Here is a 19,078-nt window from a genome sequence, read left to right as displayed (position 1 = left end):
GTGGCGGACATCGAGGAAGCACGCAAGCAGTTCGAGCGGATCGATACGGACGGCGACGGATTCATCACCGCTGCCGAGTTCAAGACCGCCCTGGCCCGGTCGGGTGACTGGAACGTCACCGAGTCCGTCGCCGAGGTCGTCATCAAGACCCGCGACCTCGACGGCGACAAGCAGCTGAGCTTCGACGAGTTCTGGGCCTACCTGAACAAGTAGTAGCCCGCTGCCGGAGGCGCTCCGCTTCCTGAACGAAGGGGCCCGGTCCGACCTCGGTCGGACCGGGCCCCTCGTCATGCCCCGCGAGCCGTGCGCACGCTCCAGCGGCCGTCCCGCCGTTCCAGGGCCAGCGGCAGGTCGAAGCACTTGCCGAGCCGATCGGCGGTCAGCACCTCGGCCACCGGACCGCCGGCCGGCGGACGGCCCTCGCGCAGCGGCAGGGCGTGCGTGGTGTGGGACGGAAGCTCCTCCAGGTGGTGGGTGACCAGGACCGTCGCCAGGCGTGGATGGTCCCGGCGCAGCTCCTCCAGCGCCCCGATCAGCCCCTCCCGGCCGGCAGGTCCAGGCCGGTGGCCGGTTCGTCCAGGAGCAGCAGCCGGGGCTCGGGCATGGCGCGGTCACCAAGGCCCTGTCGGAGGCGTCCCCGGAACGCACGCCGGGGTTCAGCGGCTAGGACACCCGGCCGGTCAGGCGTCCTCGGCCCATCTCCGCAGCGCCGCCTTGCTCTCGAAGTCGGCCACGTTCTTGTCCAGCGGGTCGTCGGTGTACTGGTGGAAGCGCCACTTCGCCTTGATGCGGGGCTTGCCCGCGGAGACGTAGTCGGCGATCCACAGGGCGTCGCCCGCGTAGGAGGTCGTGTCGATGTTCAGCCAGAAGTTCCGGTTGCAGTAGAGCACCACCTGGTTGTTCGGCCGAAGGTCCTTCAGCTTGCGGATGAACAGATCCTTCTCCGCGTTGCTCGCGTGCGTGCCGTTGCTGGTCGTCTCCCAGTCGACGGCGAGGATGTCGCCCGCCCGGTCCGGGGCCTTGCCGACGAAGTACTCGGCCTGGGCGGTGAGGTTGCCGGGCCACAGGAAGTGGTAGAAGCCGACGACCAGTCCCGCGTCACGCGCCCGCTTCGTCTGGGCGGCGAGCTTGGGGTTGACGTAGGAACGCCCCTCGGTCGCCTTGACGAAGACGAAGGAGAGGCCGTCGGTGCCGTAGGAGGAGGACTGGTAGGCGCTCACGTCGATGCCGCGCAGCATGGGGGGCTCCCTGAAGTGCCAGTGGGGGTGGGGAGTTGGTGCCCACCACCATGGCACGGCCTGCTGCGGAGTGACGTGGCAATGTCAACCTTGCCGGGTGTCGGGGTGCGCCGACGTGCCAGTGAGACGCTCGATCCGACCACATGGTGGACACTCAAAAACATTTCCTGCAGCGGTCCTTGGCTGCGCGTGACCGGGGGGTCACCGCAGGTTCACCTGGGATTTCTCCCGCTCGCGGGGCCTCCGGTCGGGCCGAGTCGGCGGGCCGGCCGCTCTCCTGTTTCCGCCGCCGATGGTTGCCCGCAGATGTCGCCGAGGTTAAGGTCTGCTCGCGTGGCGGATTCCTGAGAGAGTCGGGGCCGCTGTCGTCGGAGTTGCAACGGGGCTTTTCCGGCACCGCAGGGGAGGACCACCGGCGTTCCCTCTCCTTCTGCCAGGGGGATATCGCAGTGCGTGGCCGATCGGCCGTATACGCACGGTCTTCACTCTTTCACTTCGCGTTCCGTATGGGCATGTGAGCGTTCACCGAAGAACGCCTCGCTCGCATGCCTCATCGGTGCGCCATCACTCGGGGGAAAAGCGCAATGGGGCTTTTACGCACCGAGGGCTTCGACAAGCTCTTGGAGACGGTCGCCTCGGAAGCCGTGGCGCACACGGCCGCCGGCGCCGCGGTCCGGCATCTGGCAACGATCGGCGAGCGACTCGCGCCCGAGGTGGCGCTCGGCGCGCTGAGACCGGGCGAACGCCACCTGCTCGACGTGGCGGAAGCCGCACGCGCCATCGTCGCCCCGGCCGCCGTGGACCTGGATCACGTGGACGGGTACCGCTTCGGCCAGCTCAAGGCGGGCAAGGTCTGCATTCTGGGCCCCGGCGAGACGGGCGTGCCCGACCTGCGCATCGTCGCCGGCATCGACTGGCCCGACGGGGTGCCGGAGGGGCTCGGCGCCGAGCGCGCACGCCTCGCCGCACGCGAGGCCGCAGAGATCGAGTCCTGCCGCGGCTGGCTCCGGGGCAAGGGCGAAGAGCACGCCACGGATCTCGTTGCCCGGCTGCGCTTCCTGTTCCGGCACGTCGGGCCGATACGCCTCTACATCGGCGATGCCTGCTACACGAATCTGGGCCGTGAGGGCAATCTCGTCGGCAAGTCCGTGGGTCCGGAGTCCGACCGTTGCCGGTTGAAGGTACTTTCCGAAACGCCTTTGAGCCACTGGAGCGCGACAGACGCCTGCTTCGTCGTCTGCATGTCGGCGCTGATTTCCTCCGGCACCCCTTCCCGTACCGAGGAATTCAGCGGCACGCAGCTCATTCCGAGCAGGCTCACGGCATTCCTGGAGGGTCGCGTCCTCGCGTACGGCGGAGACATTCCCGACATCGCGGAATCCGCCTCACCGGTCGGCAGGCTTTTCGAACTCGCGGATCTCGCCCGGGGACTGAGGGTGCGGAAACTGGAGTCCGGAGCGGTGGTATACCGGACGGTCCAGTCGATGACCATCAACAAGAAGGAACACCTTTTCGCCACTCCGGTGACCGGCGCGGACGTGCCGGAGGAGTTCCTCGACACGCTTTCCGGCTTTGTGCCGTCCGCGCCCGAGGCCGTCCGCGACGGCGCACTGGAGGTGGACTGGCAGCCGCTCCTCGACGGCGACCCACGGCCCTCGCAGCCCGGGTTCGGCAGCCGCTTCGAGGAAGTCCTGCACGAGCTCGTCGGCGCCGCCGGGACCGGCACCGGGTCCGACGTCAGCATGTCCCGCGGCCCGCGCGACACCCTTCGGCTCAGCATGCTGCTCGCCGAGGGCAGCATCGAGCCCGGCCACTGGAAGACCAGCGAGTACTACTGCTGCGTCGTACCCGGCGAGGGCTTCCGCCGCCGGCTCACCGACGCGGGAGCCGCCGCCGAGGTGCCTCAGGTGGTGCGTGCCATCGCGGCCCGCATGCGCTGGAACGGCTGGCACTTCATGCCCCACGCCGCCGCCGTCACGGACGACGAGAGCTTCGCCGAACGCGACTGGTTCTTCGCCCCGTCCATGCCCGACATGACGGAGTGGACCTCGCACCACCACCAGGGTCACGTGGCGAACGGTGTGCGGCACGCCATCCGTATCCCCTTCGGCATCACCCTCGCGGGTGCGCACCGGCCCGGCACGCACGACCTGCGGCTGATGCGCAGCGAGGGCGATGTCTACACCCTGCGTGACCTGCGCGCGGCGATCGCGATGGGCGAGATCCTGCGCGGTCTCTACCAGGAACGCGCCCTGCGGCTGGAGAAACGGGCGGAGACCGCCGTGGTCGACGACTTCACCAACACCTGGTACCAGCATCGCTACGGTACGGAAGCCCCTCGGGGCGCGCAGGCCACGACGGCGAACAAGAACGGTGTCTGACAGATGACCACAGCCAACACCCCCGCGGTGAACCCGACGACGGCGGACCACGACGGCGAGGCCCGGAGCGGCATGGTGCTCTACCTCGGCCTGCGGCGCTCCCCTCTGGAATGGCGCGCCGAACTCGACGCCGCCACGGCCCGGGGACTGAGCGTCCACGTCGCATCCGACGCCGACGTCTCCCACACCGGGCTCCCCGACCACCGGCGCGGCTCCTTCGACCGCGGCGCCTCGCTCGCGGAACAGGCCGCTCAGGCTTCGCCCGGCCAGGCCCCTGCCGCCGTCGCCTGCTGGGGGGACAAGTTCGTCGGCCTCACCGCGCTGCTCGCCGAACGCTTCGGGGTGCGCGGCATCGGTACCGCCGCCGCGGACGTCACGACGGACAAGGCCGCCCAGCGCCGGGCCATGGAACCGTACGGGCTCAACCCGCCGTGGCGGGCGGGCCGGACGGCCGACGACCTGCGGACCTTCGCCGCGGAACTCGGCACGTCCGGCCGGCCCCTGGTGTTCAAGCCCGCCCACTGCTCCGGCGGCCGCGGCATGGCGCTGATCACCGAGGAGACCGGTCTGGACGAGGTGTTCGCGCTCACGGCCGCCAACTACTCCGGAACCAGCGACTTCCTCGTCGAGGAGTACGTGGAGGGCTCCGAGCACTCGGTCTCCGGCGTCGTCTCCGAGGGCACGGTGCGCATCCTCGGCGTCACCGACAAGAGCGTCGACGGGCCGCTGTCCCCGTCGTGGGCCACGGCCGTCCCCTCCGCCCTGTCGGACACGGAGGCCAAGGACCTGAAGAGGGCCGCCGAACAGGCCGTGCTCGCCGTCGGCCTCGGGACCGGCGGGTTCCACGTCGACCTGCGCCTCGGCTCTTCCGGCCCCGTCGTCCTGGAGGTCGGCGGTCGGCTCGGCGGCGACCTGATCAACTCTCACCTCATTCCGTACGCGCACCAGGGGGCGGTCCGGCCCTACGAGGCGCTGCTCGCTCTGCTCACCGACGGCGAGCTGCCGGGCGATACCCCCGACCCGGTGCGCGGCGCCGCGATGGTGCTCCTGCCCAAGTCGGGGCGCCCGGCTGCCGATGTGGCCGAGACGGCGCTCACCCACCCGCAGGTCGTCCTCGCCGAGGACTGGCCCGGTACGGACACCGTCGTGGCCGTCGTCGTCACCGAGGACCCGGCAGGCCTGCCCGCTGCCGTCGTGGACGTACGCGAGTCGGCCCGGTGACCGGCGGTCCTCCGCATCTCCCGCTGGTCGGAGTCCTCGCCTGCCGGAAGGAACGGGCCAACGGCACCACCTACTCCCGGGTCAACGACCATCTGACCGAGCCCCTTCTGGACCACGCGGGCGTGGCCGCCGTGCTGATCCACACCGTGCGCCCCGGACACGCCCGCAGCGTCCTGGCCCGCCTGGACGGGCTGGTGCTCCCCGGCAGCGGCTCGTTCGTCCACCCGGTCCGCTACGGCGGCCGGGAGGCCCACGCCGTGGCCGGCAGGGAGTACGACCCGGCCCGGGACGAGACCGCGGCCGCGCTGCTGCGTGCGGCCGACGAGATGCCCGGCCTGCCCGTGCTCGCCAGCTGCCGCGGCATGCAGGAGCTCGCCGTGCACCACGGCGGCACCCTCGCCTCCGTGCCGCACTCGGAGGTGAAGCACCGGCTGCGGGCCGGCGTGGACGGGCCCGACCGGTGGGCGCCCGCCCACACGGTGGCCGTGCGGCCGGGCGGTCTCCTCGCGGGGCTGGCCGGCCCCGCACAGGATCCGGCCGCCGTGCCGGTCAACTCGCAGCACAGCGACCGGCTGGACAAGATCCCCGGCGAGGTCTTCGTCGAGGCCGTGGCCCCGGACGGGACGGTCGAGGCGATCAGCGTCGGCGCGCCGGACCGCTTCGTCCTCGGGGTGCAGTGGCACTTCGAGCACCACACAGGCCGATCAGTTCTGGACCGCGCGGTCCTGGCGGCGTTCGGCAGCCGCTGCCGGTCCCGGATGACGTCGAAGGAACAGCAGTGAACGCACCAGGAACCCCGACCGCCTCCGTGAACGGGGCGGCGGAGCAGGCTACCGATTTCGAGGCGCTCGCCGTCACCGCCCTCGCGGCGGCCGGCGGCAGCGACGACGAGTTGCTCTTCCTCGCCGGCTCCACGACCGACGGACTCGCCAACCGCAACTCCGACCTCGACCTGTACGTCGTCGGCGACCTGCGGGTCACCGGGTCGGAGACCGCGGCCCGGCAGGGCGAGCGCACGGCGACCGTGGCCTGCCACGAGGGCCGGGAGGTCAACGTCGCCGTCCTCGACCCGGCCGCACTCGGCATCCTGCGGGACGCCTTCCGCACCAGCGTGGCGAGTCTGTCGGGGGAGAAGGGCATCGCCCAGCTCGTCGACGAGGACAACCTCAAGATCCTGCACCGTGTCCGGACCGGCCGCGCCCTGCGGCGCCCCGACCGGCTGCGGGAGTTGCGCGAGGAACTGGGTACCGGTGACCTGCCCCGCTATCTGCTGAACGTCGCCGCGGTCGCCGCCGTCAACCGGCTCACCGACGTGTCGGGCGAACTGGCCGACGGACACGCCGACTCGGCCGCCTGGATGTACCGAGAGGCCCTCGTGCACACCGGACAGTGCGCGCTCGCCGCCGCGGGCGTGACCGTTCCCTCGGTCAAGTGGCTCGTCCGGCTGCTCCAGCGGGAGGTGGCGCGCCACGCCGGCGCCGGCTGTGCCGCGCATGTCGCCCGGAACCTGCTCGTCCCGCCCCCCGACACCGCCGCCGCGGTGGCACAGACCCGGGCCGAACTCGCCGCGGTCATCGACGCGGCAGGCGACCTGGCGGGCCCGTACGTCCGCACCGTGGCCCGACCGAAGCTGGGATGACGCCGATGCCCCTCGTCGACCATGACGACCTGAGCGAAACCGACGCCGACACCACGGCGCGGACCGAAACGGCCCGCGGTGAGCGCGACTTCCGAGCCGTCGACGCCGTGACCCGGACCGTCACACCCCACACCGGGCGCGGCTTCACGCCCGTCGAGCTGTACGACCTGCCCGACGCGCTGATACCCCGCGAGCCCCGGCTGGGCGGCGCGTGTGTCCCCGTTCCCGCCGACCGGCTCGCGGCCCTCGCCCGGTCCGGGCCCGTGGTCCTCGGGCTCCAGCCCGGTTTCGCCCACACCGATGGCTTCCTGGCGTCGCTCCTGAAGGAGCTGCGCGCGCTGCTGCACCTGCCGGACGGCCACGTCTGTGTCCTCGTCTCCGCCCCGCCGCACGCCGTGGCCCGGATGATCGCCGAGGAGAAGTGGGCCCGGGCCCACGACGCCGTCCCCCGGCCGGTCGAGGGGGCCGAGCGGCCGACCGTGTCCCACGGCACCGGCGGATGGGCCGCCGCGGACCTCTCGCGCACCTCCTGGCCGCTCGACGACACCCTCCTCGGCGAACTGGACGTGGCGTGCTTCTGCCCCAGTTGGCTCTTCGGTGTCGTGCCCGGCTCCACCGTCCTCACCCTGTCCCCCAGGGCCGCCGCGGCTGCCCGGGCGGAAGGGGACGGCGGACCCTTCCGCGTCCGCGCTCTGCTGGACGCGGAGGCGCCGGACGCCCCGCGTCCCAGCGCCTCGGACCTGATGATGCTCGCCCACGGTGTGCGCACCCTCGCCGAGTCGCACCCCGAACGTATGGAGGGCGAGATCGAGGCCCGCATGGAGCTGCTCCGCGCCCACACGGCCGGCAGCTCCTGGCTCGTCGGTCCGCCGCAGCGGCCGGGACGCGACCTCGCCGCCGTGCTGCCCACCGCCCTCGCACCGGCCGCCGTGCGCGATGTGACGGAGTTCCTGGGGACGTGGGCCCTGGCCTACGGGCTCGCCGACCCCGCGCGGCCGACCGCGCTGCGCGTCGGTCTGTACCGCACCGTCGCCGACGACGACCTGGTCCGGCTGCTCGGACTGCTCGACCTGCTTCTGGGGGAGGCCCGATGAGCGCGGGCGCGTTGCTCATTCTGAAACCCGACATCCTCGCCGGCCCCTACGCGCGGTGCCCTGCCGCGTCGGCCCGGGACGCGGTGCGCGGACTCCTGCGCGTGTACGAGCCCGCCACTGCCCAGGCCTTCGAGGTGGACACCTCCGAGCAGGCCGTCGCATGGGCGCTGGCCAACATCGAGCGCAAGGTGCGCGCCCGGGACTGGTACGTCCGCACCCTCCACGCCCCCGGCCTGCGGCTCGCCGCCCTGCGGAACCTGCTCTCCGGGCCGGTCCTCGACCCCGGCGAAGACGGCTGCGTCCGAACGTCCGGCCTGGTGCTGGGCATCGCGGACGCGTTCGGTTTCACGGTCGCCGACCACCGGCGCACCCGGTGCACACAGCGCGACTTCCTCGGCCTGTACGCGGACAACACCCACTTCACCCGGCTCGCCGGCAGTCTGCGCGGCTACCTGGTGGACCAGGAGGTGGAGCTCTACCGCTACGCGGGGGAGGAGGAACTGTCGACCCTGCACATCGCCAAGGAGATGGTGCGCCGGGTCGTCCGCTACCCCACCACGCACTACGACGCGGTGGAGAACCTGCTGCACGTCTCTGATCCGGGCGCACGGGACTGGACGTACTTCCTCAACACGGCCTTCGCGGAACAGGGCGCGGCCGCGTGAGCAGGCAACAGAGTTCCGCGCGGCGCTTCACCGCGGCCGACGTGCTGATCCTCGTCAACGGCGTGTCGGCGTTCGGCTCCGGTCTGGTGTATCCGTACACCGCGCTCTACCTGTCGGACCTGCCCGCCGTGGGCACGGCCGGCGTCAGCGTCTTCTACGGTGCCGCCGCCGCGGCGAACCTCGCGACCACCGGTGTGCTCGCGACCGGCCGGTTCACACCGCGGCCCGCGCTCCTCGGACTCGCCGGCACGCTGATGCTCGCCGTGGGGTTCCTGGGAACCGCCGTCGCGGGCTCCCTGGCCTTCCTGTGCGCGGCCGTCCTGTTCATCGGCTGCGGCCAGGGCTGCCTGCTGGTGTCCATGGTGCCGGTGCTCAACTCCCTGACGCCCCAGGAGGAGCGACGCTCGGTCTTCGCCCGCCGCTACCGGGCGATCAACGTCGGCCTCGGACTCGGGGCCGTCTCCGCCGGCCTGACCACGGGGATCCTCACCACCTCGGCGGTGCCGTGGCTGTTCGTCTGCAACGCGTTGAGCTATCTGCCGCTCACCTACGCCTTCCACCGGGTCCGGGCACGGGAGCGCCGGGAAGCGACCCGGACCGCTGACGCCGAGCACTCGACCGGCCCCGACGGGCCCGAGGACGACGGGCAGCCCGGCGCAGCCGGCAGGGGCTGGAAGTGGCTCGGGGCGGCCGGCGCGCTCGCCGTCCTGTTCCAGCTCGGCGCCTACCTCTTCGGCCACAGCCAGTTCGAGGCGACCGCGCCGCTCGTGGCCGTCCGGCTGATGGGCATAGGCCTCGGCACCGTCTCGGGCCTGCTGCTGGTGAACACCCTCGTGGTGGCCCTCGGGCAGACCTGGGTGACCCGCCTGCTGAGCAGCCGCGACGAGGCGTACGGACTGCGGGCGGCGGTGGTGCTGTGGGCCGCGGCGTACGCCGCGGCCGCGGCCTCGGCGTTCGGCCCGCTGCCCGTCCGCTACGCCGGACTCCTGCTCTTCGCCGTCGTCTTCGCGCTCGGCGAGTGCGCCTACTCCTGCTCGTTCCACCCATGGCTGATCGACTCGGTGGGCCCGCGCGACGTCACCCGCGTCTCCGCGCTGGCCGCAGGCGCGATGGGCATCGGCACGGCCGCGGGGCCCTCCGTCGGCGTCGCCCTCACGCTCACCGGCGAGGCCACCGCCGTCTGGCTGAGTCTCGCCTCGTTCTGCCTGCTGCTGCTCCTTGCCGTCGGCCGGCGGCGCGCAGTGGCGCCGGCACCCGCCGCCGGCTCACCCGAACCGACACCCGCGTCACACACAGGGGACACGACATGACGGACACACTGCTGCTGGTCGGCGCGGGCATCATGGGCCGGGGCTACGTCGACGCCGCCCACGACCTCGGCCTGCGCACCGTCCTGCTCGACGACGAGGCCTGGCGCGAGCAGCACGAGAGCCGCGTCGCGCACTTCGCCACCCCCTCGGGCAGCACCGAGACACACTGGCTCCAGGGCGCGCTGGGCCTGGCCGACCGCCACCGCCCCCGGGGCGTCGTGCCCTTCGCCGAACAGCACGTGCTGGCCGCGGCCCGCGTGCAGGAGCGGCTCGGACTGCCCGGCCCTTCCCTCGCCGCCGCCGAGGCCAGCCGCAACAAGGCGGTCCAGCGGGCCCTGTTCGCGCACGCCGGACTTCCCCAGCCCGACCACGCCGTCGTCGACGACGCCGACCGGGCCGCCGCATGGAGCCGCGGCCGCTACCCGGTCGTCGTCAAGCCGCTGCGAGGCATGGGCAGCGTCGGCGTCCACTGTGTCGCGAACGAGGACGAGCTGCGCGCCGACCTGGACCGCCGGGACGTGGGCGGGCTGGTACTGATCGAGGAGTACCTCGACGCACCCGAGTACAGCTGGGAAGGACTGGTCCAGGACGGTGAGGTGATCTTCGGGAACCACACCCGCAAGGTGACCACCGGGCCGCCCGAGTTCGTCGAACTCCAGCACCAGCTGCCGTACGTTCCCGCCGAACGTGACCGCGCCGACGCGCAGACCGCCGCACTCGTGGCCGCCGCCGGCATCCGCACCGGCATCGTGCACCTGGAGTACCGCGACGACGGGAGCGCGCTGCGGCCGATGGAGTTCGCCGTGCGCACCCCCGGGGACCACATCATGGAACTGATGTGCCGGGCGTACGGGCACGACTTCTTCCGCAGCGTCATCGAACTGTCCCTCGGCAGGACCGTGAGCCTCCCGGCCGGACGCCCCCGCACCGCGGGCGTGCTGTTCCTGCCCGCACCGCGCCCGGGCCGCATCGCGTCCGTGGACGGCACCGGGGAAGCGGCGGAACGCCCCGAGGTGGTCAGGGTCGGGCAGAAGAAGCACGCCGGGGACCTCGTCGCAGGCCTCCACTCGTCCGGTGACCGGGTCGCCCATGTGCTGCTCCTCGCCGACGGCCCCGCGGACGTGGACGCCGCGGCCGACCTCGTCCGCGGGCAGATCGAGATCCGCATGGAGCCCGACACCGCCGCTCCGGCACCGCGACCCGCCCCGGACGCCGAACCGCCCAGGATCGCCGAGGACGGGCCCACCGTCGTGCTCTGCAAGTGGCGCCCCGACATGGTCCGGGCACTGCTCGCCGCCACCCCGCACCTCCACCTGGTGCTCGACGAGGCCGAGGCGGACCGCGCCGCAGCGTCCCCCGAACTGCTCGGCGCGGCCCGCGCCGTCTACCGCGTCGGCAGCACCGACTCGGTCGAGGAGATGACCGGCGTCGCCGTGGACCTCGCCGTGCGCGGCGTCCGGGTCGACCAGGTGCTCTGCTTCTCCGAGGACGGCCAGCTCGGCGCCGCCCAGCTGCGCGGCCTGCTCGACTGCGGCGCGGCGAGCGCGGCGATGCAGGCGGCCGTCCGCGACAAACGGATGATGAAACACCTCGTGGCCGGCGCCGGTGTCGCCGTCACCCCGTGGGCCTCCCTGCCCGTCGGCGCCTCCTTCGCCGACGGCGACCCCCTGCCCGACGTGGGGTTCCCGGCCGTGGTGAAACCGGCGTTCGGCTTCGGCACCATGAGCACCGTGCGGGTCGAGAACGCGACGGAGATCGCCGCCGTCCTGCGCGACCTGCCGAAGCCCGAGCGGCTCAGCTCCGGGCACCTCGTCGTCGAACGCTTCGTGGACGGCCGCGAGCTGCACATCGACGCGCTCTGGTCGGCGGGCAAACCGCTCTTCCTGACCGTGAGCGCGTACTACGCGCCCCGGCTCGACCACGTCCCGGCGCGTGACGAGCACGAGACCCCGCGCTCCCGGGACGGCTCGTACATCCTCCCCCGCGAGGACCACCCCGAGCTCTATGAACGCCTCCTCGGCATGCACACCAGCGTCAACGAGGCATTGGGAATCGAGACCGCCGTGACCCACATGGAGGCGTTCGAGACCCCCGCGGGCGAACTGGTCTTCTCGGAGATCGCCACCCGCATCGGCGGCGGCTGGGTCCCCGACATGCTCTCCGCGGGCCTCGGGCACAGCGTGTACGACACCGTCGCCACCGGCCTTCTGTACGGTCGCACAGCGGATGCGACGCCCCCGCGCCGCCACATCGGGGCGCTGCACCTGCGCCCGTCCCGCGCCGGGACCATCACGGCCATGCCGACGGACCGTCGGATACAGGCGGTCGACGGTGTGCTCGGCTGGCGCCGCTCCAAGAGCACCGGGGACACGTTCGGCGTCTCGCACGCCATGGACTGGTGCCTGCTCGTCGTCCTGGGGGCGGACACGGCCGAGGAGTTCGACGCGCTCCTCGACCGCGTCGAGTCCGAGCTCGTCATCGAGGTGGAGTGACCGTGCCCGAGCCCGCCCCACGCCCCGTCGTCGTCTTCGTCGGGCTGCGCAAGAACCCGCTCGAACATCGCCCCGCCCTGGAGGCCGCCCACCGGTGCGGCTTCTCCGTGGCACTCCTCGCGGGCAAGCCCCCCGCCGGACTGCCGGGCGCCCTGCTCACCGACGTACGCGCCGTCGATCCGCACGACACCGACGCCTTCGACGCGGCCGTGGACGCCGTCGCCACCGCGCACACCGTCGCCGGCGTCGTCGCCTGGGGGGACGCGGGTGTCGAACCGGCGGCCCGCGCCGCCCGGCGCCTCGGTCTGCCCGGCATCGCCCCCGCCGCGGCCCGCCTCGCCCGCAACAAGTACCTCATGCGCCAGGCCCTCGCGGACCGGCCGCACCTCATCCCTCGCTTCGCCCGAGTACGGACCTGGCGGGACGCGGTGCGGTCGCTGGCGGACATCGGGCTCCCGGCGGTGTTGAAGCCGGCCGCCGGCAGCGGGAGCAAGGGCATCTACCTGCTGCGGGAGGAGCATGAACTGCGGCCCGCCTTCGATGAGTTGACGCGCCTGACCGGGGCGGACGGCGACAGCATCTTCCGCCACGACCGCGGCGACCTGGTCCTCGAGGAGTTGCTGCGGGGCACTGAGCACAGCGTCGAAGGCTTCGTTCACCGGGGTGAGGTGACCGTCTGCGGAATCACCGACAAGACGACGACCGAGCCGTTCCGCCTGGAACTCGCCCACCTGCATCCCAGCGCCCTGCCCGACGCCGCGAGCTCGGCCGTGCACGCTCTCACCCACGAGACCGTCCTCGCCCTCGGCTTCGACGACTGCGCCTTCCACCTGGAGTGCATGTACGACCCGGGGACGGGCGCCCGCCTGATCGAGGTCGCGGCCCGCGCCGGCGGCGACTACATCGGCTCCCATCTCGTGGGACTGGCGACAGGGGTCCCCTTCCACGAGAACGTGATCCGGGTCGCCACCGGCCAGGCTCCGCGCCTGCCCGACCAGCCGCCCCTGCACGCCGGCCTGCGGAAGATCACGGCCCCGGCGGCGGGCAAGCTCCTCCGGGTCGACGGCCTCGACACCGCGCTGGGCGTCCCCGGCGTCCATCACATCGTGCTCGACCGCAGCCCGGGCACCGCCATCAGGCTGCCGCCCGAGCACTTCTCCTCCAGCCTGCTCGGCGCGGTGATCGCCACCGGAGACACCGGCGAGGCTGTCCAGGGCGCCTTGGAGACGGCTGTGAAGGCACTACGAGCGGAGATCGCTCCGCCCACGTGACCTCAGCACTCGATGATGTTCACCGCCAGCCCGCCCCGGGCCGTCTCCTTGTACTTCACCGACATGTCCGCCCCGGTGTCCTTCATCGTCTTGATGACCTTGTCGAGGGACACCTTGTGGGAGCCGTCGCCGCGCATCGCCATGCGGGCGGCGGTGACGGCCTTGACCGCGGCCATGCCGTTGCGTTCGATGCACGGGATCTGGACCAGCCCGCCGACCGGGTCGCAGGTGAGGCCGAGGTTGTGTTCCATGCCGATCTCGGCGGCGTTCTCGACCTGTTCGGGTGAGCCGCCGAGGACCTCGGCCAGGGCGCCCGCGGCCATCGAGCAGGCGGAGCCGACCTCGCCCTGGCAGCCGACCTCGGCGCCGGAGATGGAGGCGTTCTCCTTGAACAGCATGCCGATCGCGCCCGCGGCGAGCAGGAAGCGGACCACGCCCTCCTCGTCGGCGCCCGGCACGAAGTTGACGTAGTAGTGCAGGACCGCGGGGATGATGCCGGCCGCGCCGTTGGTGGGGGCGGTGACGACCCGGCCGCCTGCCGCGTTCTCCTCGTTGACCGCCATCGCGTAGAGGGTGATCCACTCCATGGCGAGGGCCTTCGGGTCGCCCTCGGAGCGGAGCTTGCGCGCGGTGTTCGCGGACCGGCGGCGCACCTTCAGACCGCCCGGCAGGATGCCCTCGCGGGACATGCCGCGCGCCACGCACGCCTCCATCACCCGCCAGATCTCCAGCAGGCCGGCGCGGATCTCCTCCTCGGTGCGCCAGGCGCGCTCGTTCTCCAGCATCAGCGCCGAGATGGACAGGCCCGTCTCCTGGGCCAGGCGCAGCAGCTCGTCGCCCGTGCGGAAGGGGTACTTCAGGGCGGTGTCGTCGAGTTTGATGCGGTCCGCGCCGACGGCCTCCTCGTCGACGACGAAGCCGCCGCCGACCGAGTAGTAGGTCTTCGTCAGCAGCTCCGCGCCCGAGGCGTCGTACGCCCACAGGGTCATGCCGTTCGCGTGGTACGGGAGGGCCTTGCGGCGGTGCAGGACCATGTCGTCGTCGAAGGAGAACGCGATCTCGTGCTCGCCCAGCAGATTCAGCCGGCCGTCGGTCCTGATCGCGTCCACCCGGGCGTCGGCCTTCTCCACGTCGACCGTGCGCGGCGAGTCGCCCTCCAGGCCGAGCAGGACCGCCTTGGGCGTGCCGTGGCCGTGGCCGGTGGCGCCGAGCGAGCCGTACAGCTCGGCACGGACGGATCCGACCGACTCCAGCAGCTCCTCGTTGCGCAGCCGCCGGACGAACAGGCCGGCCGCGCGCATCGGGCCGACCGTGTGGGAGCTGGACGGGCCGATGCCGATCGAGAACAGGTCGAAGACCGAGATGGCCACGGGGAACTCCTGACTACGGGGGTGGTGCGGTGGGGCCGGGCGCCGCGACCGCTTGTGGCGGGCGCGGCGCCCTGAAGGGTTTCTTCGTTACTTGTTCAGGCCCGGGTACAGCGGGTGCCTGTCGGCCAGGGCCTTCACCCGGGCCTTGAGCGCGTCGGCGTCGGCGGCCCCGAAGGGAGCGGGCGCCTTCAGCGTCTCGGCGATGACGTCCGCGACCTCCGCGAAGTCCTCGGCCTCGAAGCCCCGGGTCGCCAGGGCCGGCGTGCCGATCCGCAGACCGGAGGTCACCATCGGCGGGCGCGGGTCGTTCGGGATGGCGTTGCGGTTGACCGTGATGCCCACCTCGTGGAGGCGGTCCTCGGCCTGCTGTCCGTCCAGCTCCGAGTGGCGCAGGTCGACCAGGACCAGGTGCACGTCCGTGCCGCCGGACAGGACGTCCACGCCCACGGCCCGGACGTCGTCCTTCACCAGACGCTCGGCCAGGATGCGGGCACCCTCCAGCGTACGGCGCTGGCGCTCCTTGAAGTCCTCGGAGGCCGCGACCTTGAACGAGACCGCCTTGGCCGCGATCACATGCTCCAGCGGACCGCCCTGCTGACCGGGGAAGACAGCGGAGTTGATCTTCTTGGCGAGCTCGGCCGTGGAGAGGATCACACCGCCGCGCGGGCCGCCCAGCGTCTTGTGGGTGGTCGTGGTCACCACGTGCGCGTGCGGAACGGGGTTCGGGTGCAGCCCCGCCGCCACCAGCCCGGCGAAGTGCGCCATGTCGACCATCAGGTACGCGCCGACCTCGTCCGCGATCCGGCGGAACTCGGCGAAGTCCAGCTGCCGCGGGTAGGCCGACCAGCCCGCGACGATCAGCTTCGGCCGGGACTCCTTCGCCAGCCGCTCCACCTCGGCCATGTCGACCCGGCCGTCGTCGCCGACGTGGTAGGCGACGACGTCGTAGAGCTTGCCCGAGAAGTTGATCTTCATGCCGTGGGTCAGGTGCCCGCCGTGCGCGAGGTTCAGACCCATGATGGTGTCGCCCGGCTTGAGCAGCGCGAACATCGCGGCGGCGTTGGCCTGGGCTCCGGAGTGCGGCTGGACGTTGGCGTGCTCGGCGCCGAACAGTTCCTTGACGCGGTCGATCGCGATCTGCTCGACCACGTCGACGTGCTCGCAGCCGCCGTAGTAGCGGCGGCCCGGGTAGCCCTCGGCGTACTTGTTGGTCAGGACCGAGCCCTGCGCCTCCATGACCGCGACCGGGGCGAAGTTCTCCGAGGCGATCATCTCGAGCGTGGACTGCTGCCGGTGCAGCTCGGCGTCGACCGCGGCGGCCACGGCCGGGTCGAACTCGTGCAGGGATGTGTTCAGGACGGACATACGGCTACGACCTCTCAGCCGGCGGAGAACGCGGTGTACTCGTCGGCGGAGAGCAGGTCGCCCGGCTCGTCCGTGACGCGCACCTTGAACAGCCAGCCGCCCTCGAAGGGGGCCGAGTTCACCAGGGACGGGTCGTTCACGACGTCCTCGTTGACCTCGGTGACCTCACCGGAGACCGGGGAGTAGAGGTCGGAGACGGACTTGGTCGACTCCAGCTCGCCGCAGGTCTCGCCCGCGGACACGGCGTCACCGACCGCCGGGAGCTGGACGAAGACGACGTCGCCGAGCGCGTTCGCCGCGTGCTCCGTGATGCCGATCGTCGAGACGCCGTCCTCGGCGCCCGACAGCCACTCGTGCTCCTTGCTGTACCGCAGCTCTTTGGGGTTGCTCATGGCCTGGATTCTCCTGTACGCGCGGGAGTGCTGATGAAGGGGACCGCTGGTGAGCGGGGGTGAGATGCCCGGGACCGCTGTGGCGGCCCGCGGCCGGTGTCTGCTTCTGGCGCCTGGCCAGTCTCTACTTCTGGCGCTTGTAGAACGGCAGCGCCACGACCTCGTACGGCTCGTGACTGCCCCGGATGTCCACGGCCACACCGGAGGTGCCGGGAGCCGCGTGCGCGGGGTCGACGTACGCCATCGCGATCGGCTTGCCGAGCGTGGGGGAGGGGGCGCCGGAGGTGACCTCGCCGATCACCTCGCCGTCCGTGACGACCGGGTACCCGGCGCGCGGGACCCTACGGCCCTCGGCGACAAGGCCGACCAGGACGCGCGGCGGGTTCTGCTCGGCGCGTGCGGCGGCCTCCGCCAGGGCCTCGCGGCCCACGAAGTCGCCCTCCTTCTCGAACTTCACCACCCGGCCGAGCCCGGCGTCGAAGGGGGTCAGAGAGGTGCTCAGCTCATGCCCGTACAGCGGCATGCCCGCCTCGAGGCGCAGCGTGTCGCGGCAGGACAGCCCGCACGCGACCAGGCCGGCGCCCTCGCCCGCCTTGGTCAGGGCCTGCCACAGCTCGACGGCGTGCTCCGGCTTCACGAACAGCTCGAAGCCGTCCTCGCCGGTGTACCCGGTGCGGGCGATGAGGGCCGGCACGCCCGCGACCGTGCCGGGCAGACCGGCGTAGTACTTCAGGCCGTCGAGGTCGGCGTCGGTGAGGGACTTCAGGATCCCCGGGGACTCCGGGCCCTGTACGGCGAGCAGCGCGTAGGCGTCCCGGTCGTCGCGCACCTCGGCGTCGAAGCCGGCGGAACGTTCCACCAGCGCGTCCAGGACCACCTGGGCGTTGGAGGCGTTGGCGACGACCATGTACTCCTGCTCGGCCAGCCGGTAGACGATCAGGTCGTCGAGGATGCCGCCGTCGGCCTGGCAGATCATGGTGTAGCGGGCGCGGCCGGGCTTGACCCCGCCGATGTTGCCGACCAGGGCGTGGTCGAGGAGGGCGGCGGCCCCCGGCCCCGTGACGGTGATCTCCCCCATGTGGGAGAGGTCGAACAGCCCGGCCTTCGTGCGCACCGCGTTGTGCTCGTCACGCTCGGAGCCGTAGCGCAGGGGCATGTCCCAGCCGGCGAAGTCGGTCATCGTCGCGCCGAGCGCACGATGCAGGGCATCGAGCGCGGTGTGGCGGAGTTCTCCTGTACTGCTCATCGGTCGGTCGTCTCCCAGGGGCATGACGGGCGAGGTCGTTCCTCCCCATCTGTCATCGGAACCTGAGAGGTTCGCCATGACCACATGGGACACGGCTTGCACCTTGGGTGGGGCCACGCCGCCTCCCCGGACTCCGGAGAAGGGTGCGGCCCGCTTTTCAGATGTGCCTCGCCCGCGCGGTAACGGGGCCTGAGAGATTCAAGGGAGGGACTTGCTCCTTCGGCGCCCCAGCGTCGGACGGTGCTGGGGACTCTCCCGCGCGGATTCAAACGGCCGGTATGCAGTTGGCGGGCACATCATTGCACGCATTGTCGCGGGGTGGCAGGGGGACCACCCTGTAGCAGGCCTGTTGCAGGAAGAGGACTAAAACCAGAGACATCGGGCATTACCTTCTCTTTACACTCGGCGGGCATGGGACTCCGTACCTGGCCCCAGGGGAGGACGATCACGGTGAACAGGACCACCGCGTACGCCACGACGTCGGGCATCGCGCTGCCCGAGCAGTCGACCGCTCCGGCGCATGCGGCCTGCGGCCCGCAGCCGGTGCCGGTCGTCCGCGATCTGCGCGAGCGCGCCGGCCGCGGCCCGCACGCGCTGCTGTTCGGCCCCCGCGACATCGTCGTGGTCACGGGGCTGCCCGGCAGCGGCAAGTCCACGTTGATGCGGCGCACCGTGCCGGGCCGGCGCATCGACTCGCAGGACACCCGCGACCACTGGGACCGCCGCATGCCGCGCGCCCTGCCGTACGCGGTCTACCGCCCGCTCGTCCGCCTCGCCCACTACTTCGGGCTGCGCCGCGCACTGCGCGGCGGGGAGGCCGTCGTCGTGCACGACTGCGGCACGCAGGCCTGGGTCCGCCGCTGGCTGGCCCGCGAGGCCCGCCGCCGGGGCGGCACGCTCCACCTGCTGATGCTCGACGTCACCCCCGAGCAGGCCCTGGCCGGCCAGCGCGACCGCGGTCGCGGCGTCTCGCGATACGCGTTCCTGCGCCACCGCGCGGCCACCACCCGCCTGCTGCGCGAGGTGGAACGGGGCGAACTGCCCACCGGCTGCGGCTCGGCGATCCTCGCCGACCGCGACGCGGCGAACACCCTGCACCGCATCGGCTTCGTCGGCTGACCGCCCCGGCCGGTGATCCGGTGTTCCCGGGCTTGGCCTGTCTGCGGCTGGGGGGTGTTCACAGGCCCGGCTGTCTGCGGCTGGTGGGCGGGTGTTGTTGGGCTTGGCTGTCTGCGGCCGGTGATCCGGTGTTCCCGGGCTTGGCCTGTCTGCGGCTGGTGGGGGGTGTTCACGGGCTTGGCTGTCTGCGGCTGGTGGGCGGGTGTTGTTGGGCTTGGCTGTCTGCGGCCGGTGATCCGGTGTTCCCGGGCTTGGCCTGTCTGCGGCTGGTGGGG

16 protein-coding genes, 1 pseudogene and 2 riboswitches are annotated in these 19,078 nt (G+C 72.1%); of the genes and pseudogenes, 11 read left to right on the top strand and 6 right to left on the bottom strand.

Annotation, left to right across the window (positions count from 1 at the left end; genetic code table 11):
- A complete protein-coding gene (locus tag ACZ58V_RS01390) occupies positions 1-213 on the top strand; it encodes an EF-hand domain-containing protein (RefSeq protein WP_189727755.1) in 213 nt (70 codons plus the stop codon).
- 74 nt (positions 214-287) lie between these two features.
- Here the strand turns inward: ACZ58V_RS01390 and ACZ58V_RS01385 are convergent.
- Positions 288-619 (bottom strand): annotated as a pseudogene (locus tag ACZ58V_RS01385) (ATP-binding cassette domain-containing protein); the annotation flags it as partial.
- 61 nt (positions 620-680) lie between these two features.
- The gene (locus ACZ58V_RS01380) at positions 681-1,238 is read right to left on the bottom strand and encodes a glycoside hydrolase family 25 protein (protein WP_468194752.1); all 558 of its coding nucleotides are present in this window, start codon (positions 1,236-1,238) and stop codon (positions 681-683) included.
- A 584-nt stretch (positions 1,239-1,822) separates the two neighbouring features.
- Here ACZ58V_RS01380 and ACZ58V_RS01375 point away from each other — a divergent pair.
- The 9 genes from ACZ58V_RS01375 to ACZ58V_RS01335 are packed head-to-tail and all read left to right on the top strand — an operon-like array spanning position 1,823 to position 13,311.
- A complete protein-coding gene (locus tag ACZ58V_RS01375) occupies positions 1,823-3,619 on the top strand; it encodes a hypothetical protein (protein WP_471287812.1) in 1,797 nt (598 codons plus the stop codon).
- Positions 3,620-3,622: 3 nt separating this feature from the next.
- Positions 3,623-4,840: an ATP-grasp domain-containing protein gene (locus tag ACZ58V_RS01370; RefSeq protein WP_468194758.1), complete on the top strand. Its 1,218-nt coding sequence runs from the start codon at positions 3,623-3,625 to the stop codon at positions 4,838-4,840.
- The gene (locus tag ACZ58V_RS01365; protein ID WP_471287811.1) at positions 4,837-5,622 is read left to right on the top strand and encodes a gamma-glutamyl-gamma-aminobutyrate hydrolase family protein; all 786 of its coding nucleotides are present in this window, start codon (positions 4,837-4,839) and stop codon (positions 5,620-5,622) included. Before ACZ58V_RS01370 ends, ACZ58V_RS01365 begins: the two co-directional genes overlap by 4 nt.
- Positions 5,619-6,479 carry a hypothetical protein gene (locus ACZ58V_RS01360; protein WP_471287809.1) on the top strand — a complete coding sequence of 287 codons (861 nt, stop codon included), beginning with the start codon at positions 5,619-5,621 and terminating at the stop codon, positions 6,477-6,479. Before ACZ58V_RS01365 ends, ACZ58V_RS01360 begins: the two co-directional genes overlap by 4 nt.
- On the top strand, positions 6,476-7,573 hold the full coding sequence (locus tag ACZ58V_RS01355; protein ID WP_468194766.1) for a hypothetical protein: 1,098 nt from the start codon (positions 6,476-6,478) through the stop codon (positions 7,571-7,573). The genes ACZ58V_RS01360 and ACZ58V_RS01355 overlap by 4 nt, the downstream gene beginning before the upstream one ends.
- Positions 7,570-8,238 (top strand): hypothetical protein, encoded by a 669-nt coding sequence (locus tag ACZ58V_RS01350; protein WP_468194768.1) that lies wholly within the window; start codon positions 7,570-7,572, stop codon positions 8,236-8,238. Before ACZ58V_RS01355 ends, ACZ58V_RS01350 begins: the two co-directional genes overlap by 4 nt.
- Positions 8,235-9,548, top strand: coding sequence for an MFS transporter (locus ACZ58V_RS01345; protein ID WP_471287808.1), 1,314 nt, complete (start codon positions 8,235-8,237; stop codon positions 9,546-9,548). The genes ACZ58V_RS01350 and ACZ58V_RS01345 overlap by 4 nt, the downstream gene beginning before the upstream one ends.
- The gene (locus ACZ58V_RS01340; RefSeq protein ID WP_471287807.1) at positions 9,545-12,040 is read left to right on the top strand and encodes an ATP-grasp domain-containing protein; all 2,496 of its coding nucleotides are present in this window, start codon (positions 9,545-9,547) and stop codon (positions 12,038-12,040) included. The genes ACZ58V_RS01345 and ACZ58V_RS01340 overlap by 4 nt, the downstream gene beginning before the upstream one ends.
- A 2-nt stretch (positions 12,041-12,042) precedes the next feature.
- Positions 12,043-13,311, top strand: coding sequence for an ATP-grasp domain-containing protein (locus tag ACZ58V_RS01335; protein WP_468194776.1), 1,269 nt, complete (start codon positions 12,043-12,045; stop codon positions 13,309-13,311).
- A gap of 2 nt (positions 13,312-13,313) precedes the next feature.
- On the opposite strand, the gene ACZ58V_RS01330 is transcribed toward ACZ58V_RS01335, so the two are convergent.
- The 4 genes from ACZ58V_RS01330 to gcvT form a co-directional block, all read right to left on the bottom strand.
- Complete coding sequence (locus ACZ58V_RS01330) at positions 13,314-14,681, bottom strand: L-serine ammonia-lyase (RefSeq protein ID WP_468194779.1); 1,368 nt, start codon at positions 14,679-14,681, stop codon at positions 13,314-13,316.
- An 87-nt stretch (positions 14,682-14,768) separates the two neighbouring features.
- Positions 14,769-16,046, bottom strand: a complete 1,278-nt coding sequence (gene glyA, locus ACZ58V_RS01325; protein ID WP_184598687.1) for a serine hydroxymethyltransferase — start codon at positions 16,044-16,046, stop codon at positions 14,769-14,771.
- Positions 16,047-16,060: 14 nt separating this feature from the next.
- A complete protein-coding gene (gene gcvH / locus ACZ58V_RS01320) occupies positions 16,061-16,438 on the bottom strand; it encodes a glycine cleavage system protein GcvH (protein WP_189727772.1) in 378 nt (125 codons plus the stop codon).
- Between the two features lie 124 nt (positions 16,439-16,562).
- Entirely contained in the window at positions 16,563-17,684 is a 1,122-nt protein-coding gene (gene gcvT, locus ACZ58V_RS01315; RefSeq protein WP_471287803.1) for a glycine cleavage system aminomethyltransferase GcvT, read from the bottom strand.
- Positions 17,685-17,723: 39 nt separating this feature from the next.
- Positions 17,724-17,850, bottom strand: a riboswitch (glycine riboswitch).
- 1 nt (position 17,851) lies between these two features.
- A riboswitch (glycine riboswitch) is annotated at positions 17,852-17,952 on the bottom strand.
- A gap of 182 nt (positions 17,953-18,134) precedes the next feature.
- Here gcvT and ACZ58V_RS01310 point away from each other — a divergent pair.
- Positions 18,135-18,803, top strand: a complete 669-nt coding sequence (locus ACZ58V_RS01310) for an AAA family ATPase (RefSeq protein WP_468195303.1) — start codon at positions 18,135-18,137, stop codon at positions 18,801-18,803.
- Positions 18,804-19,078 lie beyond the last annotated feature (275 nt).

This window comes from Streptomyces sp. NPDC040589 (assembly GCF_055594445.1).
The sequence above is the reverse complement of the archived record's forward strand: the minus strand, read 5'-3'. Positions and strand labels throughout refer to the sequence as shown.